The 25,155-nt window shown below is 73.3% G+C and carries 23 protein-coding genes; 17 read left to right on the top strand and 6 right to left on the bottom strand.

The window, feature by feature from the left end; all coding sequences use genetic code 11:
• Window positions 1–14: 14 nt before the first annotated feature.
• The 13 genes from ACWD6N_RS27080 to ACWD6N_RS27020 all read left to right on the top strand — a co-directional run bounded on the left by ACWD6N_RS27080 (window position 15) and on the right by ACWD6N_RS27020 (window position 14,399).
• Entirely contained in the window at window positions 15–1,253 is a 1,239-nt protein-coding gene (locus tag ACWD6N_RS27080) for a phage tail sheath family protein (RefSeq protein ID WP_450005248.1), read from the top strand.
• A gap of 4 nt (window positions 1,254–1,257) precedes the next feature.
• Window positions 1,258–1,740 (top strand): phage tail protein, encoded by a 483-nt coding sequence (locus ACWD6N_RS27075; protein ID WP_089020755.1) that lies wholly within the window; start codon window positions 1,258–1,260, stop codon window positions 1,738–1,740.
• Window positions 1,741–3,055: 1,315 nt separating this feature from the next.
• Window positions 3,056–3,418 carry a hypothetical protein gene (locus ACWD6N_RS27070; protein WP_354962290.1) on the top strand — a complete coding sequence of 121 codons (363 nt, stop codon included), beginning with the start codon at window positions 3,056–3,058 and terminating at the stop codon, window positions 3,416–3,418.
• Window positions 3,418–4,383, top strand: a complete 966-nt coding sequence (locus ACWD6N_RS27065; RefSeq protein WP_354962291.1) for a CIS tube protein — start codon at window positions 3,418–3,420, stop codon at window positions 4,381–4,383. Before ACWD6N_RS27070 ends, ACWD6N_RS27065 begins: the two co-directional genes overlap by 1 nt.
• A complete protein-coding gene (locus ACWD6N_RS27060) occupies window positions 4,380–5,975 on the top strand; it encodes a contractile injection system protein, VgrG/Pvc8 family (RefSeq protein WP_354962292.1) in 1,596 nt (531 codons plus the stop codon). The genes ACWD6N_RS27065 and ACWD6N_RS27060 overlap by 4 nt, the downstream gene beginning before the upstream one ends.
• Window positions 5,975–6,313 carry a hypothetical protein gene (locus ACWD6N_RS27055; protein ID WP_354962293.1) on the top strand — a complete coding sequence of 113 codons (339 nt, stop codon included), beginning with the start codon at window positions 5,975–5,977 and terminating at the stop codon, window positions 6,311–6,313. The genes ACWD6N_RS27060 and ACWD6N_RS27055 overlap by 1 nt, the downstream gene beginning before the upstream one ends.
• The gene (locus ACWD6N_RS27050; RefSeq protein ID WP_354962294.1) at window positions 6,310–6,744 is read left to right on the top strand and encodes a GPW/gp25 family protein; all 435 of its coding nucleotides are present in this window, start codon (window positions 6,310–6,312) and stop codon (window positions 6,742–6,744) included. The genes ACWD6N_RS27055 and ACWD6N_RS27050 overlap by 4 nt, the downstream gene beginning before the upstream one ends.
• Window positions 6,741–9,452 carry a putative baseplate assembly protein gene (locus tag ACWD6N_RS27045; RefSeq protein ID WP_354962295.1) on the top strand — a complete coding sequence of 904 codons (2,712 nt, stop codon included), beginning with the start codon at window positions 6,741–6,743 and terminating at the stop codon, window positions 9,450–9,452. The genes ACWD6N_RS27050 and ACWD6N_RS27045 overlap by 4 nt, the downstream gene beginning before the upstream one ends.
• Entirely contained in the window at window positions 9,433–9,960 is a 528-nt protein-coding gene (locus ACWD6N_RS27040) for a phage tail protein (RefSeq protein WP_354962296.1), read from the top strand. The genes ACWD6N_RS27045 and ACWD6N_RS27040 overlap by 20 nt, the downstream gene beginning before the upstream one ends.
• Window positions 9,957–10,886, top strand: coding sequence for a carbohydrate-binding protein (locus ACWD6N_RS27035; protein WP_354962297.1), 930 nt, complete (start codon window positions 9,957–9,959; stop codon window positions 10,884–10,886). The genes ACWD6N_RS27040 and ACWD6N_RS27035 overlap by 4 nt, the downstream gene beginning before the upstream one ends.
• A complete protein-coding gene (locus ACWD6N_RS27030; protein WP_354962298.1) occupies window positions 10,883–11,344 on the top strand; it encodes a hypothetical protein in 462 nt (153 codons plus the stop codon). Before ACWD6N_RS27035 ends, ACWD6N_RS27030 begins: the two co-directional genes overlap by 4 nt.
• 20 nt (window positions 11,345–11,364) lie before the next feature.
• The gene (locus tag ACWD6N_RS27025; RefSeq protein WP_450005247.1) at window positions 11,365–12,120 is read left to right on the top strand and encodes a hypothetical protein; all 756 of its coding nucleotides are present in this window, start codon (window positions 11,365–11,367) and stop codon (window positions 12,118–12,120) included.
• Between the two features lie 50 nt (window positions 12,121–12,170).
• Window positions 12,171–14,399: a hypothetical protein gene (locus ACWD6N_RS27020; protein ID WP_450005246.1), complete on the top strand. Its 2,229-nt coding sequence runs from the start codon at window positions 12,171–12,173 to the stop codon at window positions 14,397–14,399.
• A gap of 12 nt (window positions 14,400–14,411) precedes the next feature.
• Here ACWD6N_RS27020 and ACWD6N_RS27015 read toward each other — a convergent pair whose 3' ends face one another.
• Genes ACWD6N_RS27015 through ACWD6N_RS26990 form a run of 6 tightly spaced genes read right to left on the bottom strand, consistent with a single transcriptional unit; the run spans window position 14,412 to window position 20,286 of the window.
• On the bottom strand, window positions 14,412–15,263 hold the full coding sequence (locus ACWD6N_RS27015) for a DUF6807 domain-containing protein (protein WP_450005245.1): 852 nt from the start codon (window positions 15,261–15,263) through the stop codon (window positions 14,412–14,414).
• A complete protein-coding gene (locus ACWD6N_RS27010) occupies window positions 15,260–15,889 on the bottom strand; it encodes a hypothetical protein (protein ID WP_354962302.1) in 630 nt (209 codons plus the stop codon). Before ACWD6N_RS27010 ends, ACWD6N_RS27015 begins: the two co-directional genes overlap by 4 nt.
• Entirely contained in the window at window positions 15,873–16,772 is a 900-nt protein-coding gene (locus tag ACWD6N_RS27005; protein WP_354962303.1) for a carbohydrate ABC transporter permease, read from the bottom strand. Before ACWD6N_RS27005 ends, ACWD6N_RS27010 begins: the two co-directional genes overlap by 17 nt.
• Complete coding sequence (locus tag ACWD6N_RS27000; protein ID WP_354962304.1) at window positions 16,772–17,755, bottom strand: carbohydrate ABC transporter permease; 984 nt, start codon at window positions 17,753–17,755, stop codon at window positions 16,772–16,774. The genes ACWD6N_RS27005 and ACWD6N_RS27000 overlap by 1 nt, the downstream gene beginning before the upstream one ends.
• 31 nt (window positions 17,756–17,786) lie before the next feature.
• Window positions 17,787–19,136, bottom strand: coding sequence for an ABC transporter substrate-binding protein (locus ACWD6N_RS26995; protein WP_354962305.1), 1,350 nt, complete (start codon window positions 19,134–19,136; stop codon window positions 17,787–17,789).
• A 19-nt stretch (window positions 19,137–19,155) separates the two neighbouring features.
• Complete coding sequence (locus ACWD6N_RS26990) at window positions 19,156–20,286, bottom strand: LacI family DNA-binding transcriptional regulator (RefSeq protein ID WP_354962306.1); 1,131 nt, start codon at window positions 20,284–20,286, stop codon at window positions 19,156–19,158.
• A gap of 238 nt (window positions 20,287–20,524) precedes the next feature.
• Between ACWD6N_RS26990 and ACWD6N_RS26985 the strand changes: the two genes are divergently transcribed.
• The 4 genes from ACWD6N_RS26985 to ACWD6N_RS26970 all read left to right on the top strand — a co-directional run.
• Complete coding sequence (locus tag ACWD6N_RS26985) at window positions 20,525–21,853, top strand: Gfo/Idh/MocA family protein (RefSeq protein WP_450005244.1); 1,329 nt, start codon at window positions 20,525–20,527, stop codon at window positions 21,851–21,853.
• A 24-nt stretch (window positions 21,854–21,877) separates the two neighbouring features.
• Entirely contained in the window at window positions 21,878–23,311 is a 1,434-nt protein-coding gene (uxaC, locus tag ACWD6N_RS26980) for a glucuronate isomerase (protein ID WP_354962308.1), read from the top strand.
• Window positions 23,308–24,612: an enolase C-terminal domain-like protein gene (locus ACWD6N_RS26975; RefSeq protein WP_354962309.1), complete on the top strand. Its 1,305-nt coding sequence runs from the start codon at window positions 23,308–23,310 to the stop codon at window positions 24,610–24,612. Before uxaC ends, ACWD6N_RS26975 begins: the two co-directional genes overlap by 4 nt.
• A partial coding sequence (locus tag ACWD6N_RS26970; RefSeq protein ID WP_450005243.1) for a mannitol dehydrogenase family protein occupies window positions 24,603–25,155 on the top strand: 553 nt, incomplete at its 3' end. The genes ACWD6N_RS26975 and ACWD6N_RS26970, both read left to right, overlap by 10 nt.

The raw sequence follows: 25,155 nt of genomic DNA, 5'->3' as shown, positions 1-25,155 counted from the left end.
GCACAGGAGGACCGATGCCCAGCTACTTCTCCCCCGGCATCTACGTCGAGGAGGTCCCCAGTGGCGCCCGACCGATCGGACCGGCGAGCACCAGCATCGCCGCCTTCGTCGGCATCGCCCCGGACCGCTCCGCCCAACTGGGCAAGGCGGTGCCGGTCAACAACTGGACCGAGTTCCTGCGGCTCTTCGCCGGCGGGGAGCAGGCGGAGAGCACCGCGCTGGCCCGGGCGGTCTTCGGCTTCCTGGACAACGGCGGCGCCCGCTGCTGGGTGGTCAACGTCGGCGAGGGCGGCGCGATCACCGGCACCGGGCAGCGGCGCGGCGGCCTGCAACTGCTGGAGGCGATCGACGAGATCTCGATCATCGCCGCCCCCGGCTTCCACGACGTCGTGGCGCACGAGGCGCTGCTGAGCATGGCCGAGCGGACCCGCACCATGGTGGCGATCTGCGACCCGGCGCCGGACATCGACGACATCTCCGCGTTGACCCGCGTCGCCACGCCGTCCTCCGGCAAGCCCCCCAAGCCTGCCGACGGCGCGGGCAGCGGCTCGGGTGGTCCTGGTGGCTCGGGCGGGCACGAGGGTGCGGCGTACCGGCCCCGGCAGTCGGAGTTCGGCGCCTTCTACTACCCGTGGCTGCGCGTACGCGACCCGATCAGCGGAGAGCTGGAGCTGACCCCGCCGAGCGGTCACCTGGCCGGCATCTGGGCCCGCACCGACGCGCTGCGCGGCGTGCACAAGGCGCCGGCCAACGAACCGGTACGCGGCGCCGTCGACCTGGGCTACCTGGTCACCCGACCGGAGCACGACGTGCTCAACCCCAAGGGCGTCAACGTGATCCGCTACTTCGCCGGTGAGGGCATCCGGGTCTGGGGCGCCCGTACGCTCGCCGCCGAGGCCAGCGAATGGCGCTACCTCAACGTGCGCCGGCTCAGCATCGCCATCGAGCAGGCCATCGCCAACGGCACCCGGTGGATGGTCTTCGAGCCCAACGACTTCACCCTCTGGCGCTCGATCCGGCGCGACATCGGGGCGTTCCTGACCCGGGTGTGGCGCGACGGCGCGCTGCTCGGACGCAGCCCCGAGGAGGCGTTCTTCGTCAAGTGCGACGAGGAGACCAACCCGCCGGACGTCCGCGACGCGGGCATGGTGATCGCCCACATCGGCATCGCCGTCGTCAAGCCCGCCGAATTCGTGGTGTTCAAGCTGAGCCAGTGGGCCGGCGGCACCGAGACCGAGACGATCGGAGGCTGACGACATGCCCACCACAGCCACCCCGCAACCGGGTGCCCCGGTCGACCCGTACCGGGCGTACAACTTCCGGTTGCTCATCAACGGCGTCACCAACGGCCACTTCACCGAGATGAGCGGTCTGGAGGTGAACATCCCCGGCCAGCCGTACCGGGAGCACGGGCTGGGCCGGATGCGGATGGTGCCGGGTCAGGCGGAGTACGAGCCGGTGACGCTGCACTTCGGGCTCACCGCGTCCCGGGAGCTGTGGGACTGGGTGCACGCCACGGCCCAGGGCACGCTCAACCGCCGCAACGTCTCGGTGGTGCTGCTGGACTCCGTCGGGACCGCCGAGGTGCTGCGGTGGAACCTGATCGACGCCTGGCCCACCCGGTGGCGCGGGGCGCACCTCAACACGCTCAGCCACGAAATCGCCATCGCATCGCTGACCCTGCGCTACGAGGGCCTGGAGTTGGAGACCGGCGGTGCCACCGCGCCGACGCCCGCGTAGCTGGCTGGCCGGCCGGCTGCGCTCGGCGGCCGGGGCGGTGCAACGCCTGGCCGGGCGCGTCGAATCGGCCGGCGCGACCGGGCACCGGCCGTCGGACGTCCGTGCGGATGCGCCACGCCGCTTCGGGGAGCCACCCCAGCACTGGTTGGACCTGGTGGCCGCACACGCCCCCGGTCTGCTGCAGGACCTGGACCTCGACGGGCCGCCGGCCGGGCACACCTCGACCGGCCCGCCCGGTGACGGTACGGACGAACACAACGGCCGGGAGGATGCGGTCCGTGGCGCCGGCGGTGGGGTGACCGGGCCCGTCCCGGGCTCGGACCGTCACCGGTCCACAGGCGACCCGTCGGGTGGGTTCGGGAGGTATGACGCTGCTGAGGTCAGTGGTCCGGCCAGCGTCGACGGCCCGGACGCCAGCTCATTCCGAGGTCCTGGTGCGGGCGTGTTCGGAGTGTCCGGTGCGGGTGATGGATCCGGCGGGCCCGGAGCCGGCGGTGGATTCAGCGAACCCGGTGCCGCCGGCCGGTTCGGGGGGCCGGAGGGTCGGCGGGCGACCGGTGCGTCCAGGGTCCGGGACGGCGGGTCAGGGGCAGCTGGTGGACTGGCCGATGCTGGCGCTCCCGGCACCGCCGGGGTGTTCGGCGCGGGGATGGAGTTCGGGGCGCCGGGTGGCCCGACGTCCGGCGGGCCGACGCCAGCCCGACTGCGCTTCCGCCGTGGGTTCGCTTCGTCGGACGGGCCGGGTGCGGCAGCAGGGTCGACCACCCCGGCGGGATCGGCGGCCGGATCGGGTGCCAGCTGGGGGCTCGGTGGATCGGCGCGACGGGCTGCTTCCGGCGGCGTTGCCGGCTCGGGTAGGGACGGACCGCCGGGATCTGGACAGGCGGGGGAAGTCGTTGCGCCAGCCCGGCCGATGATCCGTCCTGCGGTCCCTGGCCCACTCCACTCACCCGCGGACACCACCCCCGCACATGTCCGACCTGAACACCCCACCACGCCGTGGCCCCCCGGGTCGGGCCGGATCTTGGACGATTTCGGCCCCTCCAGGGGCACTTTCCCTCCAAGATCCGCTGCCGGATTCCAGCGTGGGCCGGATGAACGGGGCAGCGACCGGTCCATGGCGGTCGGGAACGGACACTCGGCGGGAACGAGCCGCCTCGGGAGGCGCGGCGACGGATTCGAGGCCGGCCGGAACGGGTTCGACATTGGCGGGGACGGGTTCGACGTCGGCCAGGGTGCCCTGGGGACAGGCCGTGGTCGAGGGGGGCGGCCGGGCGTGACTTGGGCGGCCGGCGACGTACCTCGCGATCGGCACGTGGGCGAGGCCGACGAGCGAGCCGGGCGGACCGGCCAGGTGGGTGCGCGGCTCGCGACGGGTGGTGGCCCGCTCGACGTGGCCCGCGCGGCCGGCAGCGGGCCCTGGCCGGCCCTGCCGGACGATCCGGCGTGGCCCGGGCACCCGTCCGGCGGGGCGGCGTTCACCGGCGGGCCGGACGCGGCCATCGGTGGAGCGCGGACCGCCGGGTCGGGGCGCGGCCCGGTCGGCGGAGGGTGGTCGACGGTGACCGGTGATCTGTGGCCAGCGCTGCCGGACGACCGGCTGCTGTGGACGGTGCCCGGGACGGCGCTGGACGCCACCGACCTGGGCCGGCTGGAGCGAGAACAGGCGGGCGACTGATGGAGCGCGTCGCCTTCCTCATCGACTCCTCCGGCGAACGGGTGGACTGCCTGCTCAACCCGGAGACCGTGCAGGTGACCCGGCTCGCCGGGGTACGCCATCGGGCGGCCGCCGGCGGCCAGCTCACCGGGGCCGGGCTGGCCGACGACCCGCTGGTGTTCACCGGCGGCGGCCGGACCGAGCTGGTGCTCGACCTGCTCTTCGACGTCGACTTCGTGGAGACGCAGATCCGTCCGGGTGACGTACGGGCGCTCACCCGGCCGTTGTGGATGCTGGCGGAGAACTCCACCGCCGAGCACGGGTGGCTGCGGCCGCCGCTGGTCCGGCTTGTCTGGGGCAAGACCTGGAACGTGCCCGGCGTGATCATCGCGGTGGCCGAACGGTTCGACGCGTTCACCGGCACCGGGTCGCCGCGACGCTCCTGGCTACGGCTGAAGCTGGTCCGGGCCGCCGAGACGGCCGATCAGGCGGAGGCCGGCTTCGCCGAGGAGCTGGCCGCGGCGAGCACCCCGACCGCCGCCCCGGGCAGCGCGGTGGTCGCCGCCGGTGACGGCGCCGCCGAGCCCGGACGCTCCGGGGTGCGCTTCGATCTGCTGGCCAACGACGCGCTCGGCTCACCGCTGCGCTGGCGGTTGCTGGCCGAGCACAACCGGATCACCGATCCGCTGGCCGTGCCGGCCGGCACCACCCTGGCCGTCCCGCCGGCCGGCTCCCCGACCGGCGGCTCCCCGACCGGCGGGTCGACGCTGGTCGGGGCGGTGGCCGGGATGGCCCGAGCGGTGGGTGCCGGCGCGTCGTTCGTGGGCGCCTCGGTCGCCACCGCGCCAGCGGCCTGGGCGGCGGCGACCGGAACGACGCCGCCCGGCCCAGCACCGACCGGCAGCAGCCCGGGCAGCGCCAGCCCGGGCGGCAGCAGCCCGGGCAGCACCGGACCGGGCGGCACCGGGCCGGGCGGTGCGCCGTGACCAGCGTCGCGCCCCGGGCGCTGACCGTCCTGCTCGACGGCGCCGAGCTGGCCGGCGCGGCCCGCCAGCGGGTCTGCTCGCTGCGGGTGGCCGCCCGGCTCGACCAGCCCACCCAGGCCGAGCTGGTGCTGGCCACCACCGCTGGGAGCGGCGCGTTCGACCCCGCGGTGCGCCCCGGCACGGCACTCGACGTGCGGCTCGCCGATCACCCCGACGCGCTGTTCACCGGGGAGGTCACCTGCGTGGAGGTCGAGTACGCCGCCGACGGCGCGGCGGTGCTGCGCCTGCGGGCGTACGACGCGCTGCACCGGCTGCGCAAGCGACAGGATCTGCGGGTGTTCACCTCGGTGACCGCCGCCGAGCTGGCCCGGGAGCTGTGCGGCGAGGTCGGGCTGACGGTGACGGCGGAGACCGACGGGCCGCGGCTGGAGCGGCTGCTCCAGCACCGGCACAGCGATCTGGAGCTGCTGCGCGAGGTGACCGGCCGGGCCGGGCTGCACCTGGCCGCCGACGGTGACGGGGTCCGGCTGATCACCCTCGCCGGATACGGGCAACCGGTCGCGTTGGCCCTCGGCGCGGGCGTGCACACCCTGCGGCTGGCCACCAACCTGGACCAGGCCAGCGGCGCCAACGCGGCGCTGGGCTGGCATCCCCAGCGGGCCGAACCGATCAGCCAGCAGGCCGACGATGCGCGCTGCGGCCGACCGGCCGGTGACCGGCCGGACCCGGCGGACGTGGGCGCGGACGGGGTACGCACGGCGGTCGACCAGCCCGGCCGCAGCGACGACGAGCTGGCCGCGTTGGCCCAGGCGCGGCTGGACACCCGCGCCGCCGCGCTGGTCACCGCCGAGGGGGTGGCCGAGGGCGATCCGGCGCTGCGGCCCGGCCGGCGGATCGACCTGACCGGCGTGCCCGACCCGGTCGCCGGGGCGTACGTGCTGACCGAGGTGGTGCACACCGTGGACGGCAACGGGCACCTGACCCGGTTCTCCACCGTGCCACCGGCCGCGCCGCCCACCGCGTCGACCGCCGGGGCGGTGGTCACGCTCGGGACGGTCACCGACGTCGCCGACCCGGACGGGCTGGGCCGGGTCCGGCTGACCCTGCCGGCGTACGGGGACCTGGACGCCGGGTGGCTCGGCGTGCTCTGTCCCGGAGCCGGACGGGGCAAGGGCCTCGTCGCGCTCCCCGACCCCGACGACACCGTGCTGGTGGTGCTGCCCGGCGGCGAGCCGGCCTCCGGCATCGTGCTCGGCTCGCTGTTCGGGGCCGTCGAGCCGTACGACGCGGGCATCGACGACGGCCGGGCCCGGCGCTGGACGCTGCGTACCGCCGGAGGGCAGTCGATCGTCGTCGACGACGTCCAGCGCAGCCTGCGGCTGGCCACCGAGGGCGGCAGCTGGCTGGAGCTGACCCCCGACCTGGCCACCCTGCACGCGGCGACCGACCTGGTGATCTCCGCTCCCGGCCGGGCCATGGTGGTCCGGGCCCGCAGCGTGGACTTCCTGCACGCCGAGTCGACCGAGGACCCGACCACCGCGGCGGAGCGGGCCCGCGCGCTCGCCCGCGCACACCACGAAGGAGGCGGCTGATGCGCTGGATCCACCGCGACTCGGTGATCACCTGCGACCACGACGGCCGGGTCGAGAACCGGCCCTCGCAGCGGTGGGTGACCGTCACCGGCGTGCCGGTGCTGGTGGACGACGACCCAGAGGGACGGAAGATCATCGCCTGCCCGAACTACGGCCCGACCATCAAGCCGTGCACCACGACGGAGAGCCTGCGCGTCGGCTACAGCGACTGGCTGCGGGTCGACGGGCAGCGGGTGGTGCTGTCCCACCTGGAGGGGTTCACCAACGGGACGCCGCCCAACGCGGTCCATCACACGGTGCGCGACCCGCGCCAGCGGTTCCTGGGGGCGGACCGGTGAGGGCCTTCCGCTTCGTCGGCGCCGGCTTCGACGCGGGGCGCAGCGGCGGCCTGGCGCTCACCGCGGCCGGTGGCCTGGCCATGACCGAGGGCGACGAGACCGTACGCCAGGCGCTGTTCCTGCTGTTGTCGACCACGCCGGGCGAGCGGCTGATGCGGCCCGGGTACGGCTCCCGGTTGCATCGGCTGATCTTCGCGCCCAACGACGACACGACCGCCGGGCTGGCCATCCACTACGTGCGGCAGGCGATCGCCCGCTGGGAGCCCCGGGTCGAGGTGATCGACGTGGACGCCGGGCCGGATCCGGACGACGCGTGGCGGCTGGTGATCCGGCTGGACTACCGGGTGCGGGCCAGCCTGACCCCCGGGCAGCTGGTCTTCTCCGTGGACCTGCTCCCGATCGACGAACCGGCACCGGGAGGACCGTCATGACGCTGCCCGTGCCGCACCTGGACGACCGCGCGTTCCTCGATCTGGTCACCGAGGCCCGCGAGCGGATCCGCCAGTCCTGTCCGGCCTGGACCGACCTGTCGGCGCACGACCCGGGCATGGCGCTGGTGGAGGCGTTCGCGCACCTCACCGAGGTGATGATCTACCGGCTTAACCAGTTGCCGGAGAAGGCGTACGTCTCCTTCCTGAACCTGCTCGGGGTGGCCCGGCACGCGCCCACCGCGGCCTGGGCGGACGTCCGCTTCACCCGCAGCGGCACCGACCGGGGCGCGGTGCGGATCCCGGCCGGCCTGCGGGTCGCGGCGGCTCGCGGCGCCGACCCCCGGCCGGTCGTGTTCGTCACCACCGAGCCGGCGCTGCTGCCCGCCGGAGAGACCTCGGTGACTGTGCGGATGCACCACTGCGAGCCGGTCGAGGCGGAGCTGCTCGGCACCGGCACCGGTCAGTCGGGCCAGGTGCTGCGGGCGGCCCGGGCCCCGCTCGCGCACACCGCCGAGCCACTGGACCTGCTGCTCGGGGTGGAGGTGCCGGCCGGCACCGTGGAGCTGGGCGCGGCGGCGCGCGAGCATGACGGCCGCACGTTCGAGATCTGGCGGCCGGTGGACAGCTTCGCCGGGGTCGGCCCGCAGGCCAAGGTGTACCTGGTGGACCGCTGCTCGGGGACGGTCACCTTCGCCCCGGCGCTCGACCTGCGGCCCGCGGCCGGACCGGCCCACCCGGCGACCCCCGGCGATCCCGCGCCGACCGACCCGACCGCTCCCGCCGACCCCCCGGCCGCACCGGGTGGCCCGGCGCGGTCGCCGGTGACCGTGGCCGCGGTCCCGCCGGCCGGACGGCAGATCCGGCTCTGGTACCGGGCCGGCGGCGGGCCTACCGGCAACGTGGCCGCCGGCACGCTGACCAGCCTGCGCGACCCGCTGCCCGGGATACGCGTCGACAATCCCGCGCCGGCGGCCGGCGGCCGGGAGATGGAGGCGCTGGAGTCGGTGCTGCTGCGCGGCCCGTACGAGTTCTTCGCCCAGCAGCGCGCGGTCACCGCCCGCGACTTCGAGGTGCTGGCCACCAGCTCCGGCGCGGTGGCCCGGGCCCGGGCGTTCACCCGCGCCGCCGTGTACAGCTTCGCCCGGCCGGGCGAGGTCGAGGTGGTGCTGGTGCCGTACGTGCCGGCGGAGGCCCGGCCGGGTGGCCGGCTGCCGGTGGCGGTGCTGCGCGAGCACGAGGTGCCCGAGGCGCGGCGCCGGGTGGAGGCGGACCTGGAACAGCGGCGGATGGTCGGTATCCGGTCCCGGGCGACCTGGGCACGATTCAAGGCGGTGTCGGTGCGGGCCCGGGTGGTGGTCCGGCGGGAGGAGGACGTTGACGCGGTCCGCCGGCGGATCCACGACCGGCTGCACCAGACGCTGAGCCCGCTGCCCACCGCGCTCAACCCGACCGGCTGGCCGTTCGGCGAGCCGCTGCGGGCGTCCAACGTGTACCGGCTGCTGGAGCACGCCGAGCCGGGCGTGCGTTACGTCGAGTCGGTGCGGTTCGTGGTCGACGAGGCGCCCGACGCCGAGGTGCGAGCCCTCGCCGTCGACCAGTACCAGCCCCGCACCTGGTACGCCGGGCGGGGCCCGGTGGTGTTCCGCTCCAGCAACGCGGGTGCGGGTTGGGAGCCGACCGGCCGCTTCGACGGCGAGACGGTGCTGCGGGTGGCGCCCGCCCCGGCGCCGACGCGGCCGGGCATCGTGCCGCGTCCCGGCTCGGTGGCCGTGGTGACACTGCGTGCCTCCGGCGGCTCCCGGGTGCACCTGAGCACCGACCTCGGCGAGACGTGGTCACTGCTGACCGACCTGGATTCGCGGATCTCCGACGTGGCCTGGCTGGATCGCGACGGCGCGGGTGCGCTGCTGGTGGCGACCGACACCGGCCTGTACGAGGTGTCCCTGCTGCCCGGCGCGGTGCCGTTGCAGATCCTCGTCGACCCGTCCGACGCCGACCGGGGGTTCTACGCGGTGCGCGCGTTCGTCTCCGAGCGGGGCGCACCGGGCGTGGCGGTGGCCGCGCAGGCCGGTTTCGGGGTGTACCTGTCGACGGCCGGTGGCCGGCCGGGCAGCTTCGCCCACGTCGGTCTCTCCAATGTGGACAACCGGGTGCTGGCGGTGCAGTACGACGGCCCGGCCACGCTGCTGTGGAGCGGCGCCGGCGAACCGGACCCGAAGAAGCCGGGCCAGGGCTGTCACCGCACCCGGCTGTTCGAGTCGGACGTGCAGTGGCAGTCGGTGCAGGCCGGCTGGATCGGCGGCACCTGTCGGGATCTCGCGTTCGCCGGCTCGCTGGCGGTGGCGGCCACGCAGAGCGGCGGCGTGCTGCGGCTGGACACGCTGGCCGCGCAGCCGCAGTGGCAGTCGGTGTCGGTCAACTGCGGGTTGCCGCTGCGCGACCGGACCCGGTTCGTACCGGTGGACGCCATCGCGGTGAGCGGCCATGCCGCCGGCAGCGGAGCGGCCGGCGCCGACAACCAGCCGGCGGAGCGGCTGATCCTGGCCGGCGGCGAGCGCGGCGTGTACCGCAGCGCCAGCGCGGTGGACTGGACCGCCAGCGCCAACCAGGCCACCGCCGACGTGGTGACCGTCCCCGACACCTGGCTGCTCTGCTCCGGCGAGCACGACATCGAGGTGGTGCGGCAGGATGCGACGCTCGGCGATTGAGCGGCTGCTGCCCGCCGCGTACCAGCGGGCGTGCGTGCCGGGCAGTGTCCTGTGGGCGCTGCTGGAGGTGATGGAGGGGCTGCACGCCCCGGACGAGGCGATCCTCGCCGAGGTGGACGCCCTGTTCGACCCGTACCGGGCACCGGACGGGCTGGTCGTGCAGCTGACCCGCTGGGTGGCGATGGATCACGTGGTGGCCTCGCCCCGCCCGGACGCCCCGCTGCCGCTGCCGGTGGGCCGGTTGCGGGACCTGGTGGCCAACGGCGCGCTGCTGGCCCGGTGGCGCGGCACCCCGTACGGGATGTGCAGGGCCCTTGAACTGGCCACCGGGCTGCGCGGTTTCGCGATCGACGAGCCAGCGGAGCAGCCGTTCCACGTCGTGGTGCGGGTGCCGGCGGCCGCCGCGGACCAGCTCGCCGTCATCACCCGCATCGTCGAGGCGGAGAAGCCCGCCTCGACCACCGCCGAGATCGTCGTCGCAGTCGTCGTCGCAGAGGAGTCGTCATGACCACCGAGTGGGCGGTCGTCGCCGCCGCCGAACAGTTCACCCTCGACCCGCGCAACAGCGGCGAGCTGACCTTCACCGTCTCCAACCCGGGCAACGCGCCGGACACGGTGGTGTTCGACGTGGCGCCCGGCGACGGATCCCAGCGGTCCTGGTTCACGGTGACCGAGCCGCAGCGGGTGGTACCCGGGCAGGGCTCCGTCTCGTTCCTGGTCAAGCTCGCCGTGCCGCCGGGCACCCCGCCCCGGCGCTACGACATGACCGGGTTCGCGTACTCGGCGAACACCGCGCCGGAGGAGAGTTCCCGCTCGAGCGGCCGGGTCACCTACGAGGTGCGGGCCGTCGCCCCGCCGAAGCGGACGCCCTGGCCGTGGATCGCGGCCGCGGCGGCGCTGGTGCTGGTGGTGGTGACCGTGGGGGTGGTGCTGCTGACCCGTGGCGGCGAGCCGGCCCCCGGCGAGCCGCGGGTGGTCACCGTCGAGGCGGAGAGCCTGGTGGACGCGGCGGTGGTGGAGTCGCCGCGGACGAGCGGGGCAGCCGTGGTGGCGCAACCGAACTGCTGCGGCGTGACCTGGTCGGGCGGCAAACAGCTGTTCTTCCAGGGGTTGGCCATCGGCGACCAGGTGACTGTGACGGTGCAGATTCCGGCGGATGCCACCTGGCGCTTCGCGGCGGTACGCACCACCTCGTTCGACTACGCCAACACCGTCTTCTCCATCGACGGCACCCAGATCGGCGGGGCGTTCCTCGGTTTCACGCCGACGGTGCAGAAGACGGAGTTCCTGGACGTCGGCACGGTCCGGCTGACCAAGGGCCCGCACCGCGTCACGTTGGTCGTGGTGGGCAAGACGCAGGGCACCAACCGCTACTTCGCGGGCGTCGACGAGATCCGGTTCAGCGAGGTCGCGCCGCCGGCCGCCGCGCGATGAGCGGCCGGCAGAAGGCGCTGCTGGGGCTGCTCGCCGTCCTGCTGGTGGCGCTGTTCGTGGGCGCGGTCGGCACGGGCCGCGACGACCGGGGTGATCCGGGGGCCCGGCACGGGCTGGTCGACCGGCTGGGTGCGCTGGGCGGCGAGCGTTCCGCGGTGGACCCGGCCACGGTCAGCGCCGACTGCGCCGAGCAGACCGGCCGGCTGGTCTTCTCCGGCAGTTGTCTGGTGCGGGTCGCCGACCCGGGCGGACTGCGCACCCTGGTGCTGCGCAGCGCGCAGCCGTTCACGGTCGTCGCGTCGGCGCCCGGCGACGCGGACCTCACCATCCGCGACGAGGTCGAGCCGGCGTCGGACGGCACCGGCGCGGTGGCGAAGGTCGCCGTCGACGAGGCCACCGAGGTGGCCGTGATCTGCCCGGGCCTGGGTGGCTGCACGGTCACCGTGGCCGCGTCCTGATCCGAGAGGAAGGTGCCGACGTGGGTGACCTGCGCAAGCCGTTCCTGCTGCTGGCGATGCTCGCCATCGTCCTGGCGATCGGGGTGGAGCTGGGCGCCGGGCTGCTGCTCGGGGGCGCCGACGCCAGCGCGGCGCTGTCGGACAGCGCCGGCGCGCTGGACGTCGAGCTCGACGACGTGTCCGGGGTCAGTGAGCCGTCCGGTCGGGGCACCGGCTACCTGGCGTTGATCGACGCGGTGGCGGTCTGGAGCACCGGGCTGTTCTGTCTGGGTCTGCTGCTGCCCGAACGGATTCAGGGCCGGGTGCAGGGTGTCGCCAGCCTGATCTTCTCGATCATCCTGATCATCGTCGGGCTGATCGCGTTGCTCATCGCGTTCGTGGAACTGATGATCATGGTGTCGCTGTTCCTGGCCGCGCCGTTCGGCACGCTGGCCTACCTGGCCCTGTGGGGGTTCTTCCCGGTCGGCGAGGCGGCGGTGCTGTTGGGCTTGGTGCTGCTGCTGAAGCTGGTCTGGGCCGGGCTGCTGGTGCTGGCCCAGCCGCGCTTCCTGCAGAACAAGGGCCTCGTCCTGCTGATGCTCACCACCCTGCTGTGCACGGTCGTGCTGGAGTTCCTGCACAACCTGGTGCCGGTGATCCTGGTCAGCATCGTCGACGACGTCGCGGCGGTGGTCTTCGCCATCGTCGCCATCATCTGGGGGCTGGTACTGCTGATCGGTTCGATCCCCGCGATCGTCAAGGCCGTCCGGGTGACCGCAGCCCTGCCCGCCCGCTGACGTTCGCGGTATCGGCAACGGCCCGGCGGATTGTCTGTGACCCTGACGGCGTGGACAGGACGCCGGGATGCGACGCGGTGGAGTTGCGCGTACACGGCATCTCCGGGGTGACCGCGGAACGGATCCTCGACCACCCGATCGTGGTCCGCGTCGCCGGTGACACGCACGCGGGTTTCTTCCGGCCCCGACCGGGGAGCGGCACCGCCGGCGGGGCCACCGCCGGGGTCGCCGTCGAGGCGTACCGCTGGGGTTCCCTGACCGCAGGCGCGGCGGTCCGGACGGCCTCGATGCTGCTGTTGCTGCCCTTCATGCTGGGTAACCTCGCGATCTGGCTGCGCCCCCCGGGGCGTGACCGGTGGGCGCTGCTCAGCGTGCTGTGCCGTCTGCTCGCCGGCACCCTCACCGCCACGTTCGTGCTGGCGATCACGGGCGTCACGCTGGACCTGGTCGGCTGGCAGTGCGTGCCGTACCCCGGCTGCCGAGCCAGCCGTCCCTACCTGGCCTGGCTGTACGCGCTGCCGTCCGGCCCCCGGCTGGCGCTGTTGTCGGTCGTCCCCCTGCTCGCGCTGCGGGTCGTCTGGGCGATCAGCATCCGGTCGGCGCGGGCGCTCGAAGGGTTCAATCCACCGGCGGCGCCGCCGCCCTCCGACGGCCGGGTCGAGGGCCTCGCCGACGCGGGTTTCTGGCACGAGCAGACGATCGGGTGGCTGCGCCAGATCCACGTGGCGCTCGGCGTCGGCACGCTGAACCTCAGCCTGCTCGGAGGCATCTCATCGGGCGGGGCCACACCGGGACACGTCGCGCTGTTCGTGGCAGCGGGCGGGCTGCTCGCGTTCTGCGTGGTCCTGCTCTGCCTGCCCACGCCGCCCACCTCGGCTGGTGCCCGGCGGGTCCTGCTCCCGCTGTGGGCGGCCACCGTGGCGGTGAGCGTGCTGTGCCTCGGCTCGGCCGTGCTCGCCGGTGCGGCACCGTCGGGCTCGGGCACACTGCCCGGGTACGAGAGCGCCGCCGCCGGGGTGGTCGCCGCGCAGGGCGTCCTGCTCGTCGTGCTCACCGTCGTCACGTACGTCCGCCAGCGTGAGGTCCGCACCGACCGCCCGTTCCTGCGCGGGCTCGGCGCCCCGATCATGGCGGCGGCCGCGGTGAGCGTCGGTGCGGCGTTCACCGCCACCCTGGTCTACCGGGTCGCCGACGCCCTCGACCACGGCGACATTCCCGACCCGATCCGGCCCAACCCGCCGACCGTCGGCCCGCTGGAGCCGCCGGTCGCCTACTGGTGGGCGGCGCTCGCCGGGCTCGCCGCGCTGCTCATCGGCGCGGCCGTCACCTCGGCGACCCTCCTGTTCAGCCGACGGCGACGACGGCGGATGGCGACACGTGTCGTCGAGCGGGACTACCCGGACGTACCGTCGGACGACGCGCACCGGCTACGGATGGTCCGGGAGACCATCGCCCGGTCCCGGGTCACCGAGGAACTGGGACCGATGCTGATCGCCTTCCTGCTGATCGCGTCGCTCGGGTTGGCGACCGTCGCCCTCGACGTGATCGGGATCGGCCCCACCCAACTCGCCGCCCACGTCGGTGGGAACGGAGGCGCGGTGGCCCTGCTGACGGCGTATGTGACCGACGCGGGTGTCTGGGTGATCAGCCTGCTGGTGATCGGCCTCCTGATCCTCGGCTTCCGCGCGTACCGGTCGTCGCAGACCCGGCGGGTCGTGGCGGTGCTGTGGGACCTCGGCACCTTCTGGCCCCGCACGGTTCATCCGTTCGCGCCGCCCTGCTACGCCGCCCGCGCCGTCCCGGAGTTGGCGAAGCGCGTCACCGGGCTCACCGCGCACGGGCCGGTGATCCTCTCCGGGCACAGCCACGGCTCGGCTCTGGCCGCCGCCACCGTCCTGCAACTACCGCCGTCCGCGCTGGCCCGGGTATCGCTACTGACCTACGGCTCGCCGCTGCGGCGCACCTACGCACGGCTCTACCCCGCGTACCTGGGACCGCAGACCCTCTGTGATCTGGGCGAGCGGATCGGGTGGCGCTGGCGCAACCTGTGGCGGGACACCGACCCGATCGGCGGGCCGATCTTTCCCCCTGACGCGGGGGCGCCGCCGGCCGGCGACGTCGCGGCGGCCGGCGACGTCGACATCCGGCTCCGCGATCCCCGCAGCCTGACCGTCGACCCGACGGACACCGTGCCACCGCCGATCGAGCGGCACTGGCCGTACCACACCCAGGGCGCGTACCAGGCGGCCGTCCGCACGCTGACCGACCGCTCCCGCTGACCGTCTCCGCCGTCACGTCCCCGCGCCGACCAGGGCGGCGGCCCCGTCCCGGTCGAGTGTCCCGTCGATGACCCACACCGGGTACCGGCCGTGCCGGGTCCCGCCGGCCGGCACCACGGCCGGGCGATCGAACGCGAACGCCACGCAGACCCCCGGATATATCGCGGTCCGCACGAACCACCGGTCGCCCGGGCCGAGACCCGCGAAGACCAGGGTGTACGCCCCACCGCCCGGCCCGGTGCCGGTCAACGCGACCCACGGCGCCGCGCTGCCGTTGACCGCCTCCTCCGCGATGGCGTCGGCGGTGAACACGACCGGTTCGCCGTCGGCGGCGGCCCGCCAGAAGAACCCGCCGTAGCCGGCCCCACCGGGGCGACCGTTGGTGGCCGGGCTGCCCAGGCACACCTCCCGATCGGCGGGGGCGGTGAGAGCGGTGTCCAGGTCGAGCCGCCAGACCTCCGGTGCGAGCATCGACGCGGCGAGGCGCCGACGCTCGGTCAGCAGCACCTGGCCGTGCGGGTCGCGCCACTCCAGCCGGTGTTCCAGCCGGTCGGCGGCCCGCTCCGACCAGCCGGTGTGCGCGATCCGCCCGTGGTCGTCGCGCCAGGTGTAGCCGACGTCGCGCACGTAGGTGCGCCCTCCCCAGAGGTTGCTGCCGTTGACGTCCTGCACGGCGAGGGAGGCGCCGAGGTGCCACACGTGGTCGGCGGGCAGCGCGTCGGTGACGACCGTGCCGCCCAGGGTGCGTACCGGGTGCAGATACGGCCGTGGACCGTGCCGCGCGTCCAGCGCCGGGTCGACCACGTACCGGGCCACCTCCGTTCCGTCGACCAGCAGCCGCGCGGGATCGTGCCCGGCGCTCACGGCAGCTCCGGATGGGCGGGAACCGGCCGGCGGCCGGCGACGGCGTGCAGGGCGGCCACGGTGTAGCCGGCGAGGACCGGCACCGCGACCGGGGTGATCAGGACGGCGAGCAGCCCGGCCAGCGCGGTCACCCCGGTGAGCGCGGCCCAGCGGATGGGCGCGTCGAGGCAGGCGCGGGCGGCGGACCGGGCCGCGGCCCGCCACCGCCCGCCCCCGTTGCCGCCCACCTCGACGACGACCAGCCCGGCGTACCCGGCCAGGCCGGCCGCGACCAGCGCGGTCACCAGCAGCGCCGGCGGGCCGCCCGGCACCCGGCCGGTGGCCAGCGCCGCCAGATCGGCGGCGAGCAGTCCGGCGGCGGCGAGCGCGAGCAGGCTGACCGGCATGCCGGGCAGCACCGACCGGCCGAACCGGCGCAGGGTCGTCCGCGCCATCGGCCACGTGCCGGTACGGGTCCAATCGTGCACCGCCGCGCTGGCGGTGCCCGCCGCCGCGGCGACGGTCAGCAGGGGTGCCGCCGCCAGCACCAGCAGGATGCCGAGCAGCGCCAGGTCGGCGGCGTCCCGGACGACGTCGCGCCAGTCCCGTCGCCCGGCGGTGTCCGCCCGCTCAGCCCTTGATGCCACTGGTGTTGATCCCCTCGACGAGCATCCGCTGGAACGCGACGAAGAACAGGAAGACCGGCAGCAGCGACAGCACCGACATGGCGAACATCGGCCCGACCGCGCTCTGGCTGGTCGAGTCGATGAACAGGGTCAGCGCGACCGGCACGGTGTAGTCCTCCAGTTGGGAGAGGAAGACCAACTGCCGGAAGAAGTCGTTCCAGGTCCAGATGAACGAGAAGATCGCCGTGGTGACCAGCGCGGGTCGGCTCAGCGGCAGGATGATGTGCCGGAAGATGCCGTACGGGCCGGCGCCGTCGATTCGCGCCGCCTCGTCCAGCTCGCGCGGGACGCCCCGCATGAACTGCACCATCAGGAAGACGAAGAACGCCTCGGTGGCCAGGAACTGCGGGATCAGCAGCGGCAGGTACGGCCACTCGCCGCCGACCAGGCCCAGCGTCCGGAACAGGATGTACTGCGGCACGATCAGCACGTGCTGGGGCAGCAGCAGCGTGCCGATCATGACGGCGAACCACATGCCGCGCAGCCGGAACCGCAGCCGGGCGAAGGCGTACGCGGCCAGCAGGCAGGAGATCCCGTTGCCGACGACGGTGAGCAGGCTGACCATGGCGCTGTTGAGGAAGAACCGGCCGAAGCTGACGTCGAAGTTGGACCACCCGGCGGTGTAGTTGCCCGGGGTGAACCGCTCGGGCAGCAGCCCGACGTTGTTGACGATCTCCTCCTGGGACTTCACCGAGGTGCCGATCATCCAGATCAGCGGGTAGAGCACCACGGCGACGATCGCCACCAGGATGAGCAGCCGCAGCACGGGCCGACCGCCGGGCCGTCGGCGCGCGCTCGGTGCTGCTCCGGTCGGCGCAACGGCCGTCGGGGTCACCGTCACCATCACCGGTCCTCCCCGTCGGAGTAGTGCACCCAGAACCGCCCGGTGCTGAACAAGATCGCGGTGATCACCGCGATGGCGAGCAGGAACACCCAGGCCATCGCCGAGGCGTAGCCCATCTCGAGGTCGGTGAAGCCGGTGATGTAGAGGTTGAGCGTGTACATCAGGGTGGAGTCGACCGGGCCGCCCGTGCCGTTGCTGAGCACGAACGCGGCGGTGAAGCCCTGGAAGCCGTTGATGGTCTCCAGCACCAGGTTGAAGAAGATCACCGGGGAGAGCATCGGCAGGGTGACGTTGCGGAACTGGCGGAACCGGCCGGCCCCGTCGACCGAGGCGGCCTCGTAGAGTTCGGTGGGCACCTGCTTGAGCCCGGCCAGGAAGATCACCATCGGCGCGCCGAACTGCCAGATGGCCAGCACCATCAGCGTCTCCAGGGCCCAGTCCGGGTCGTTGACCCACGGTTTGCCCGTGATGCCGAAGAGGCCCAGCAGCGAGTTGAACGCGCCGTCGCGGTTGAACATGTTGACCCACACGATGGCCAGCGCGACACTGCCGCCGAGCAGTGACGGCAGGTAGAACAGCCCGCGGAACAGCCCGACCCCGCGCCAGGCCCGGTTGAGCAGCAACGCCACGCCGAGCGCCGCGGCCAGCTTCAGCGGCACGGCGATCAGCGCGAAGGTGAGGGTGACCCGCACCGCGTGCCAGTACGACGGGTCGGCGGTGAACATCCGCTCGTAGTTGGCCAACCCCACCCACTCCACCTCGGAGAACGGGGTGAGGATGTCGTAGTTGGTGAAGCTCAGGTAGAGCGACAGCAGCATGGGGATCGCCGTGACGCCCATCAGGCCGATGAGCCACGGCGACAGGAAGACGTACCCCGCCAGACCTTCGCTGTGCCGGAGGCGTCCGGGCCCACGCCTCTCGGCATGGGCCCGGGCGGATCCGGGGCCGCGTCGGGTCGGGTCGGGCGCCGTGGTCAACGCCACGAACTGCTCCTCTCCTCGCCTTGCGGGTCGGTCAGGCGATGGCGGACTTGGCCGCCTGCACGAACTGGGCGGCGGCCTCGGCGGGGGTTGCCCGGCCGTACTGCGCGTTCTCGGCGGCCTTGATCAGCTCGGACTTGACCTTGCTGTGCCCCTTGATCGGCACCTGCGGCGACTCGCCGAACTTCTGGGTCAGCTCCGCCTCGACCGCGATGGACTGCTTCATGGCCGGGTCGGTGGTGTCGTCACTGACCACCCGACGCAGGTCCAGGTTGGACGGCAGGCCGCGGTCGGTGCCGAGCAGCGATACCGCCTCCTGGTCGTTGTTCAGGAAGTTGATCACGTCGACCGCGACATCCTTGTTCTTGCTGCCCTTGAACACCGACCAGTACATCGAGGCCCGGGCCCACTGCGCGCTCGGGTCACCGGGGTAGGCGATCACGCCCAACTCGTCCTTGGTGTTCTTCTTCAGGTCCGGCATCTGGTTGGCCCAGACCCAGGAGGTCGCCGACTTGCCCGTGACCACCAGCTGCTTGGTGACGTCACTGGAGTTGCCCTCGTGGATGACGTCGGCGGTCGGGGTGGCTTTGCGGTCCCGGGCGCCCTTCCAGAGGTCGAACCACTTGGTCACATCCTCGGCGGTGAAGCCCAGTTCGGAGCCCTTGTAGAGATCCTTGCCCTGCTGGCGCAGCCAGACCCAGAGCGCCTTGTAGTCCGCGCTCGGGTCCTGGGTGCCGGGTACGCCGGTCTTCTTCGCAACCTCCTCGGCCCAGGCGATGTGCTGTTCCCACGACATCCCGGTGGTCGGCTCGGGCAGGCTGTTCTTGGTCAACAGCGTCTTGTTGTAGACCAGACCCTGGGTGTTCTCCCCGGCGGCCAGCCCGGCTAGCTTGCCGTCGACCACGCCGTACTGCCAGAGGCTCTTGGGGAACTTGGAGGTGTCCAGCTTGCCGGACTCCTGGTAGGACGTCAGGTCGAGTGTGGTGTTGCGGGCCGCGTACTCGGCCAGGTAGTTGTCGTCGATCTGGAAAAGGTCCGGCGGGTTGCCGCCGGCGGTGAGCGTGGCCAGCTTGTCGAAGTAGCCCTGGTTGGCCTGCCAGGTCTTCTCGAAGGTCACGTTCGGGTGCTTCTTGGTGTAGAGAGCCAGCGCGTCCTCGGTCAGCTTGGCCCGGGCGTCGCCGCCCCACCAGAAGATGGAGAGCTTGACCGGAGCGTTCGGATCGGCGGCGGGGTCGTCGTCTCCGCCGCAGGCGGCGGCGCCGAACATCAGCGGTGCGGCGACCGTCACGGCGAGCAGGCCACGCAGCAGGCGCCGCCGAGGCAGCGCGGTACGGTGACTGCGCCCGACGGACGCGTCAGTGGTGGGGGGCGTTGCGGGGTGCATGTGCGCTCACTCCTCGGCATTAGGAGGCGACGGCGTCACCGGTGGCCGCGGTCGGGATGCCCGGGCCCGCAGGGCAATGCGGGTCCGGGCCACGCGGCGCGGCCAGGGGACGTGCCGGTCGGGCGTGCGGGCCCGGGCCGGTCGAGTCGCGGATGACCAGGTCGGTCTGGAGCATTACCTGTGCGGTGGTACGACGGACGCCGAGCGCTGTGCCGGCACCCAGCCCTCGCGCGCCGCGCGGTGACTCGGTGTCCTGTTGCAGCAGCATGTCGACGGCCGTCCGGCCGGCGGCCCCGGTGGGTGTGGCCACCGTCGTCAGTTTGGGGCGGGTGAGCCGGCTCAGGGCGATGTCGTCGACCCCGACGACGCTCACCTCCTGCGGCACCCGGACCCCGAGCGCGTCCAGCCCCTCGATGAGGCCGATCGCCATCAGGTCGTTGTAGGCGAGCACCGCGGACACGCCGCTGCGCCGCACCTGCTCGGCGACCGCGGACCCACCGGTCTCGGTCGGCGCGTTCGGGCCGAGCAGGGTCAGCTCGGCGCCACCCGCCCGGGCGGCCGCGCCGGCGGCTCGGCGCATCTCCCGGTTGGTCCACGAGCTGCGCGGGCCACCGAGCAACGCGATGCTGCGGTGCCCCAGGCCGACCAGGTGCTCGATCGCCGCCCGGGCGCCCTGCCCGACGTCCATCAGCACGCAGGGCAGGCCGGTCACCTGGCGATTCACCACCACCAGCGGCACCTCACGGCTGAGCTGCTCGATCAGGCTGTTGCTCATCCGAGGACTGCACAGCAGCACCCCGTCCACCTGCTTGGCCAGCGCGTGGACTAGCTCCTCTTCCGCGGTCGGGTCCTCGTTGGTGTCGGCCACGAAGACGTGGTAGTCGCGGTGCCGGGCCTGGCTCTCCGCCGCCTTGATCAGCGGCGGGAAGAACGGGTTCGCGATGTCCGCGATGATCAGCCCGATGTTGTGCGTCCGCCCGGTGATCAGGGCTCGTGCGGCCCGGTTCGGCCGGTAGCCCAGATCCTCCGCGCAGGCCAGCACCCGGACCCGGGTCTCCGGGTTGACCAGGTGCGGAGCGGAGAAGGTGCGGGACACGGTGGAGATGTGCACACCGGACGCCCGGGCGACGTCCCGGATGGTGACAGGCACGGCGGCCCCTTCGTCCGATGTGGTGGCGGTCACGTGGGTGTGGCCAATTAATGCAAACGGTTGCTCCAGTGTCAACGGTGAATGGTTACGGCTTTGTTGCGTCCGCACTCCCCCTGGTGACCTAATGCCTCGCAAATACGGACATTAACCGCCGATTACGTCGTCGTCGTTGACGCCGTCGGATCGACCGTGATTACTTCACTGCAAACCTTTGCAGGATCACCGGGGAGGCGACCGCATGTCACCGAGAGCGGACGGCCGGGTCCGGTACGCCGTCGTGGGCACCGGCGCGCGGGCGGAGATGTTCGTCCGGGCCCTGGTGCTCGACCACGCCGACACCACCGAGCTGGTCGCCTTCGCCGACGTCAACCAGGCCCGGATGGACGCGCACAACCGCTGGCTCACCGAGCTGGGCCACCGCCCGGTGCCCACGTACCCGGCCGGCGACTTCGCGGCCATACTGGACAAGGAGCGCGTCGACGTCGTCCTGGTCACCAGCGTCGACGTCACCCACGACGAGTACGTGGTGGCCGCGCTGCGCGCCGGCCGGCAGGTCATCACCGAGAAGCCGATGACCGTGGACGCGCCCCGCTGCCGGCGGATCCTGGACGCCGTGGCGGAGACCGGCGGTCGGGTGACGGTCGCCTTCAACTACCGCTACAACCCGCTGCACGAGCAGGTACGCCGACTGCTCGCCGACGGCGCTGTCGGCGAGATCGGCTCGGTGCACTTCGAGTGGCTGCTCGACGTGCGGCACGGCGCGGACTACTTCCGCCGCTGGCACCGGGACAAGGCCGTCTCCGGCGGGCTGATGGTGCACAAGGCCAGCCACCACTTCGACCTGGTCAACTGGTGGCTGGACGCCACCCCCGTCGAGGTGTACGCGGCCGGGCGGCTCTTCTTCTACGGCGAGGACGGCCGCCGGCACGGCTACGCCCGCGACTACGACCGGGCGCACGGCTCCCCCGCCGCCGTCGACGACCCCTTCGCGCTGCGGCTGGACGGGCACCCTCGACTGCGTGAGCTCTACCTCGACGCGGAGGCCGACGACGGCTACCAGCGCGACCGCAACGTGTTCGCCCCCGGGGTGAGCATCGAGGACGACATGGCGGTGCTCGCCCGCTACTCCACCGGCGCCACGATGACCTACCACCTCACCGCGTACGCCCCCTGGGAGGGCTATCGGGTGATGGTCAACGGCAGCCGGGGCCGGCTGGAGCTGGAGGTCACCGAGAACGACTTCGTCGACCGGGGCACCGCCGGCGCGGTCAAGGGCGCCGCGCTGCACGGTGCCGAGGCGCCGGCCGAGGGCGGCGGCGCGACGCTCACCCTGCGCCCGTTCTGGGAGCCGCCCCGACAGATCCCCGTCGAGGGGCGCACCCGGCACGGACACGGCGGCGCGGACGCCCGGATGACCGGCGTGCTCTTCGGGGGTCAAGCCGACCCACTGGACCGCGCCGCGACCGCCGACGACGGCGCCCTGGCCCTGCTCACCGGCCTGGCCGCCAACCTGTCCTTCGAGACCGGTCAACCGGTCCGGGTCGCCGACCTGCTCACCCCCCGCTGACCCACCGACGAGGAGCCCATCCCCGTGCCCACGTTCGACAACACCGACCTGCTCCTGCCGCCCGAACCCGGCCAGCGCGCGCTTGCCCGGGAGCTGTACGCCCTCGCCGCGGAGCAACCCATCATCTCGCCGCACGGGCACGTCGACCCGGCCCTGCTCGCCGAGGACCAGCCGTTCCCCGACCCGGCGCAGCTGCTCATCGTGCCCGACCACTACCTGACCCGGATGCTGCTCAGCCAGGGCGTACCCCCGGCGGACCTGGGCGTGCCCACCCGCGACGGCAGCCCGGTGGAGACCGACGGCCGGAAAATCTGGCGGCGCTTCGCCGCGCACTGGCACCTGTTCCGGGGCACCCCGTCTCGGCTCTGGCTGGAGCAGACCTTCCGCACCGTGTTCGGGGTGCACACCCCGCTCGGCCCGGCCACCGCCGACACCCTCTACGACGAGCTGGCCGCCCGCCTCGCCGAACCGGACTTCCGACCCCGAGCGCTGTTCGAGCGGTTCGGCATCGAGGTGCTGGCCACCACCGAGTCTCCGCTGGACGACCTCGGGCAGCACGCCAAGCTCGCCGCCGACGGCTGGGGCGGGCCGGGCGGGCGGGTGGTCACCACCTTCCGCCCGGACGACGTGGTGGACATGGAGTTCGACGGCTGGTCGACCAACGTGGACCGGCTGGGCGAGCTGGCCGGGGAGGACACCGGCACGTACGCCGGCTACCTGGCGGCGCTGCGGGCGCGCCGGGCCGCGTTCATCGCCGCCGGCGCTACCTCGTCGGACCACGGCCACCCCACCGCCCGCACCCTGGACCTGGCCCCGCAGGAGGCCGAGCGTCTGTACGACCGGGGCCGGCGAGGCGAGGCCGACGCTGCCGACGCCGAAGCATTCCGAGCGCACATGCTGATGGAGTTCGCCCGGATGTCACTCGACGACGGCCTGGTCATGCAGCTGCACCCCGGAGCGATGCGCAACCACAACCGCTGGCTGCACGCCCGGCACGGCCGCGACGTCGGCGGGGACGTCCCGCAGGCCACCGAGTACGTGCACGCGCTCGCCCCACTGCTGGACCGCTACGGCAACGACCCCCGGCTGCGGGTGGTGCTCTACACCCTCGACGAGGACACCTTCACCCGCGAGCTGGCGCCCCTCGCGGGCGGATACGCGGCGCTGCTGCTCGGCGCGCCCTGGTGGTTCCTGGACTCCCCCGAGGTGCTGCGCCGGTTCCGGGAGACGGTCACCGAGACCGCCGGGTTCTACAACACCACCGGGTTCGTCGACGACACCCGGGCGTTCTGCTCCATCCCGGTCCGCCACGACGTGGCCCGCCGGGTGGACGCCGGCTTCCTGGCCCGACTGGTCGCCGAGCACCGGCTTCGGATGGACGAGGCGGCCGAGACCATCGTCGACCTGGCGTACCGGCTGCCCAAGCGGGTCTTCAACTTCGGGGAGGCTGACCAGTGACGGTGCGGATCACCTCCGTCGAGGTGCACGACGTACGGTTCCCGACCGCCGCGCGGGGTGACGGCTCCGACGCCGTCAACCGGGGCGACTACTCGGCGACGTACGTGGAGCTGGGCACCGACGCCGGGCCGACCGGCGCCGGCTTCACCTTCACCAACGGCCGGGGCAACGAGATCACCTGCGCGGCGGTCCGCGCGCTCGCCCATCACGTCCTGGGGCGCACGATCGAAGAGATCGCCGCCGAGCCGGTGGCGTTCTGGCGTTCGCTCAGCGCCGACGTGCAACTGCGCTGGCTGGGCCCCGAGAAGGGCGTCATCCACATGGCGACCGGGGCGCTGGTCAACGCTGTCTGGGACCTGCGGGCCACCCTGGCCGGCAAGCCGATGTGGCGGTTCCTCGCCGAGCTGCCCACCGACGACCTCGTCGCCAGCGTCGACTTCCGGCACATCACCGACGCGCTCACCCCGGACGACGCCGCAGCCATCCTCGACAAGGGATCAACCGGAGGGGATGGCCGGCTCGCGGAACTCAAGCAGATCGGTTTCCCTTCGTACACCACCTCCGTCGGCTGGCTGGGCTACCCCGACGACAAGGTGCGGGCGCTGACCCGGCAGGCGTACGACGACGGCTGGCGGGCGATGAAGATGAAGGTCGGCGGCCCGCTCGCCGACGACCTGCGCCGGGCACGGATCATCCGGACTGAGATCGGCCCGGACGCGCTGTTGATGATGGACGCCAATCAGGTCTGGGACGTCGACGAGGCGATCACCGCGATGACCGTGCTGGCCGAGGTGGACCCGTACTGGATCGAGGAGCCGACGCACGCCGACGACATCCTCGGCCATGCCCGGATCGCCCGCGCGGTCGACGAGCTGACCAACGGCCGGTGCCGGGTGGCCACCGGTGAGGTGGCGGCCAACCGGGTGATCTTCAAGCAGCTGCTCCAGGCCGAGGCGATCGGCGTGATGCAGATCGACGCGTGCCGGGTCGGCGGGGTCAACGAGGTCCTGGCCGAGCTGCTGCTGGCGGCGAAGTTCGGGGTGCCGGTCTGCCCGCACGCCGGCGGCGTCGGCCTCTGCGAGTACGTCCAGCACCTGGCGATCTTCGACTACCTGCGGGTGGGCACCGGCCTGGACGGGCGGATGATCGAGTACGTCGACCATCTGCACGAGCACTTCGTCGACCCGGTACGCACCCGTGGCGGCCGCTACCTGCTGCCCGAGCGGCCCGGCTACAGCGCCACCATGAAGCCGGCGTCGATCGCCGAGTTCCGCTTCCCGGACGGCCCGGCGTGGCGGTGACCGACGGCGCCTCCCGGCTCGGCCTGGGAGTGCTGCGCCGGCTGCCCGCCGCGGCCCGACCGCTGGTGCGTCCGGGCACCGTGCCGACCGGTGTCGTACACCTCGGTCTCGGTGCGTTCCACCGGGCGCACCAGGCGGTCTACACCGAGGCCGCGATCGGCGCGGCCGGTGGCGACTGGGGCATCCTGGCGGTCGCCCCACGCAGCACCGCCCTGGTCGAGGCGCTCGCCGCGCAGGACAACCTGTTCAGCGTCAGTGCCTTGTCCGCCGGCGGCAGCGCCACCCGCGTGATTGGCGCGCTGAGCGGGGTACGACACGCGGCCAGCGACCCGGACGCCGTAGTGGCGCTCTTGGCCGACCCGGCGGTGCGGGTGGTGACGCTGACCGTCACCGAGAAGGCGTACCAACTCGACCCGGTGACCGGCCACCTGTGCCCCGACTCGGCGCTCGCCGCGGACCTGGCCGGCGGCCGCCCGCCGAGCACCGTGCCGGGGCTGCTGCTGCGCGGGCTGGCCGCCCGGCGTCCGCGGCGGCCCGGGCGGC

Source organism: Micromonospora sp. NPDC005163 (assembly GCF_053599835.1).
The sequence above is the reverse complement of the archived record's forward strand: the minus strand, read 5'-3'. Positions and strand labels throughout refer to the sequence as shown.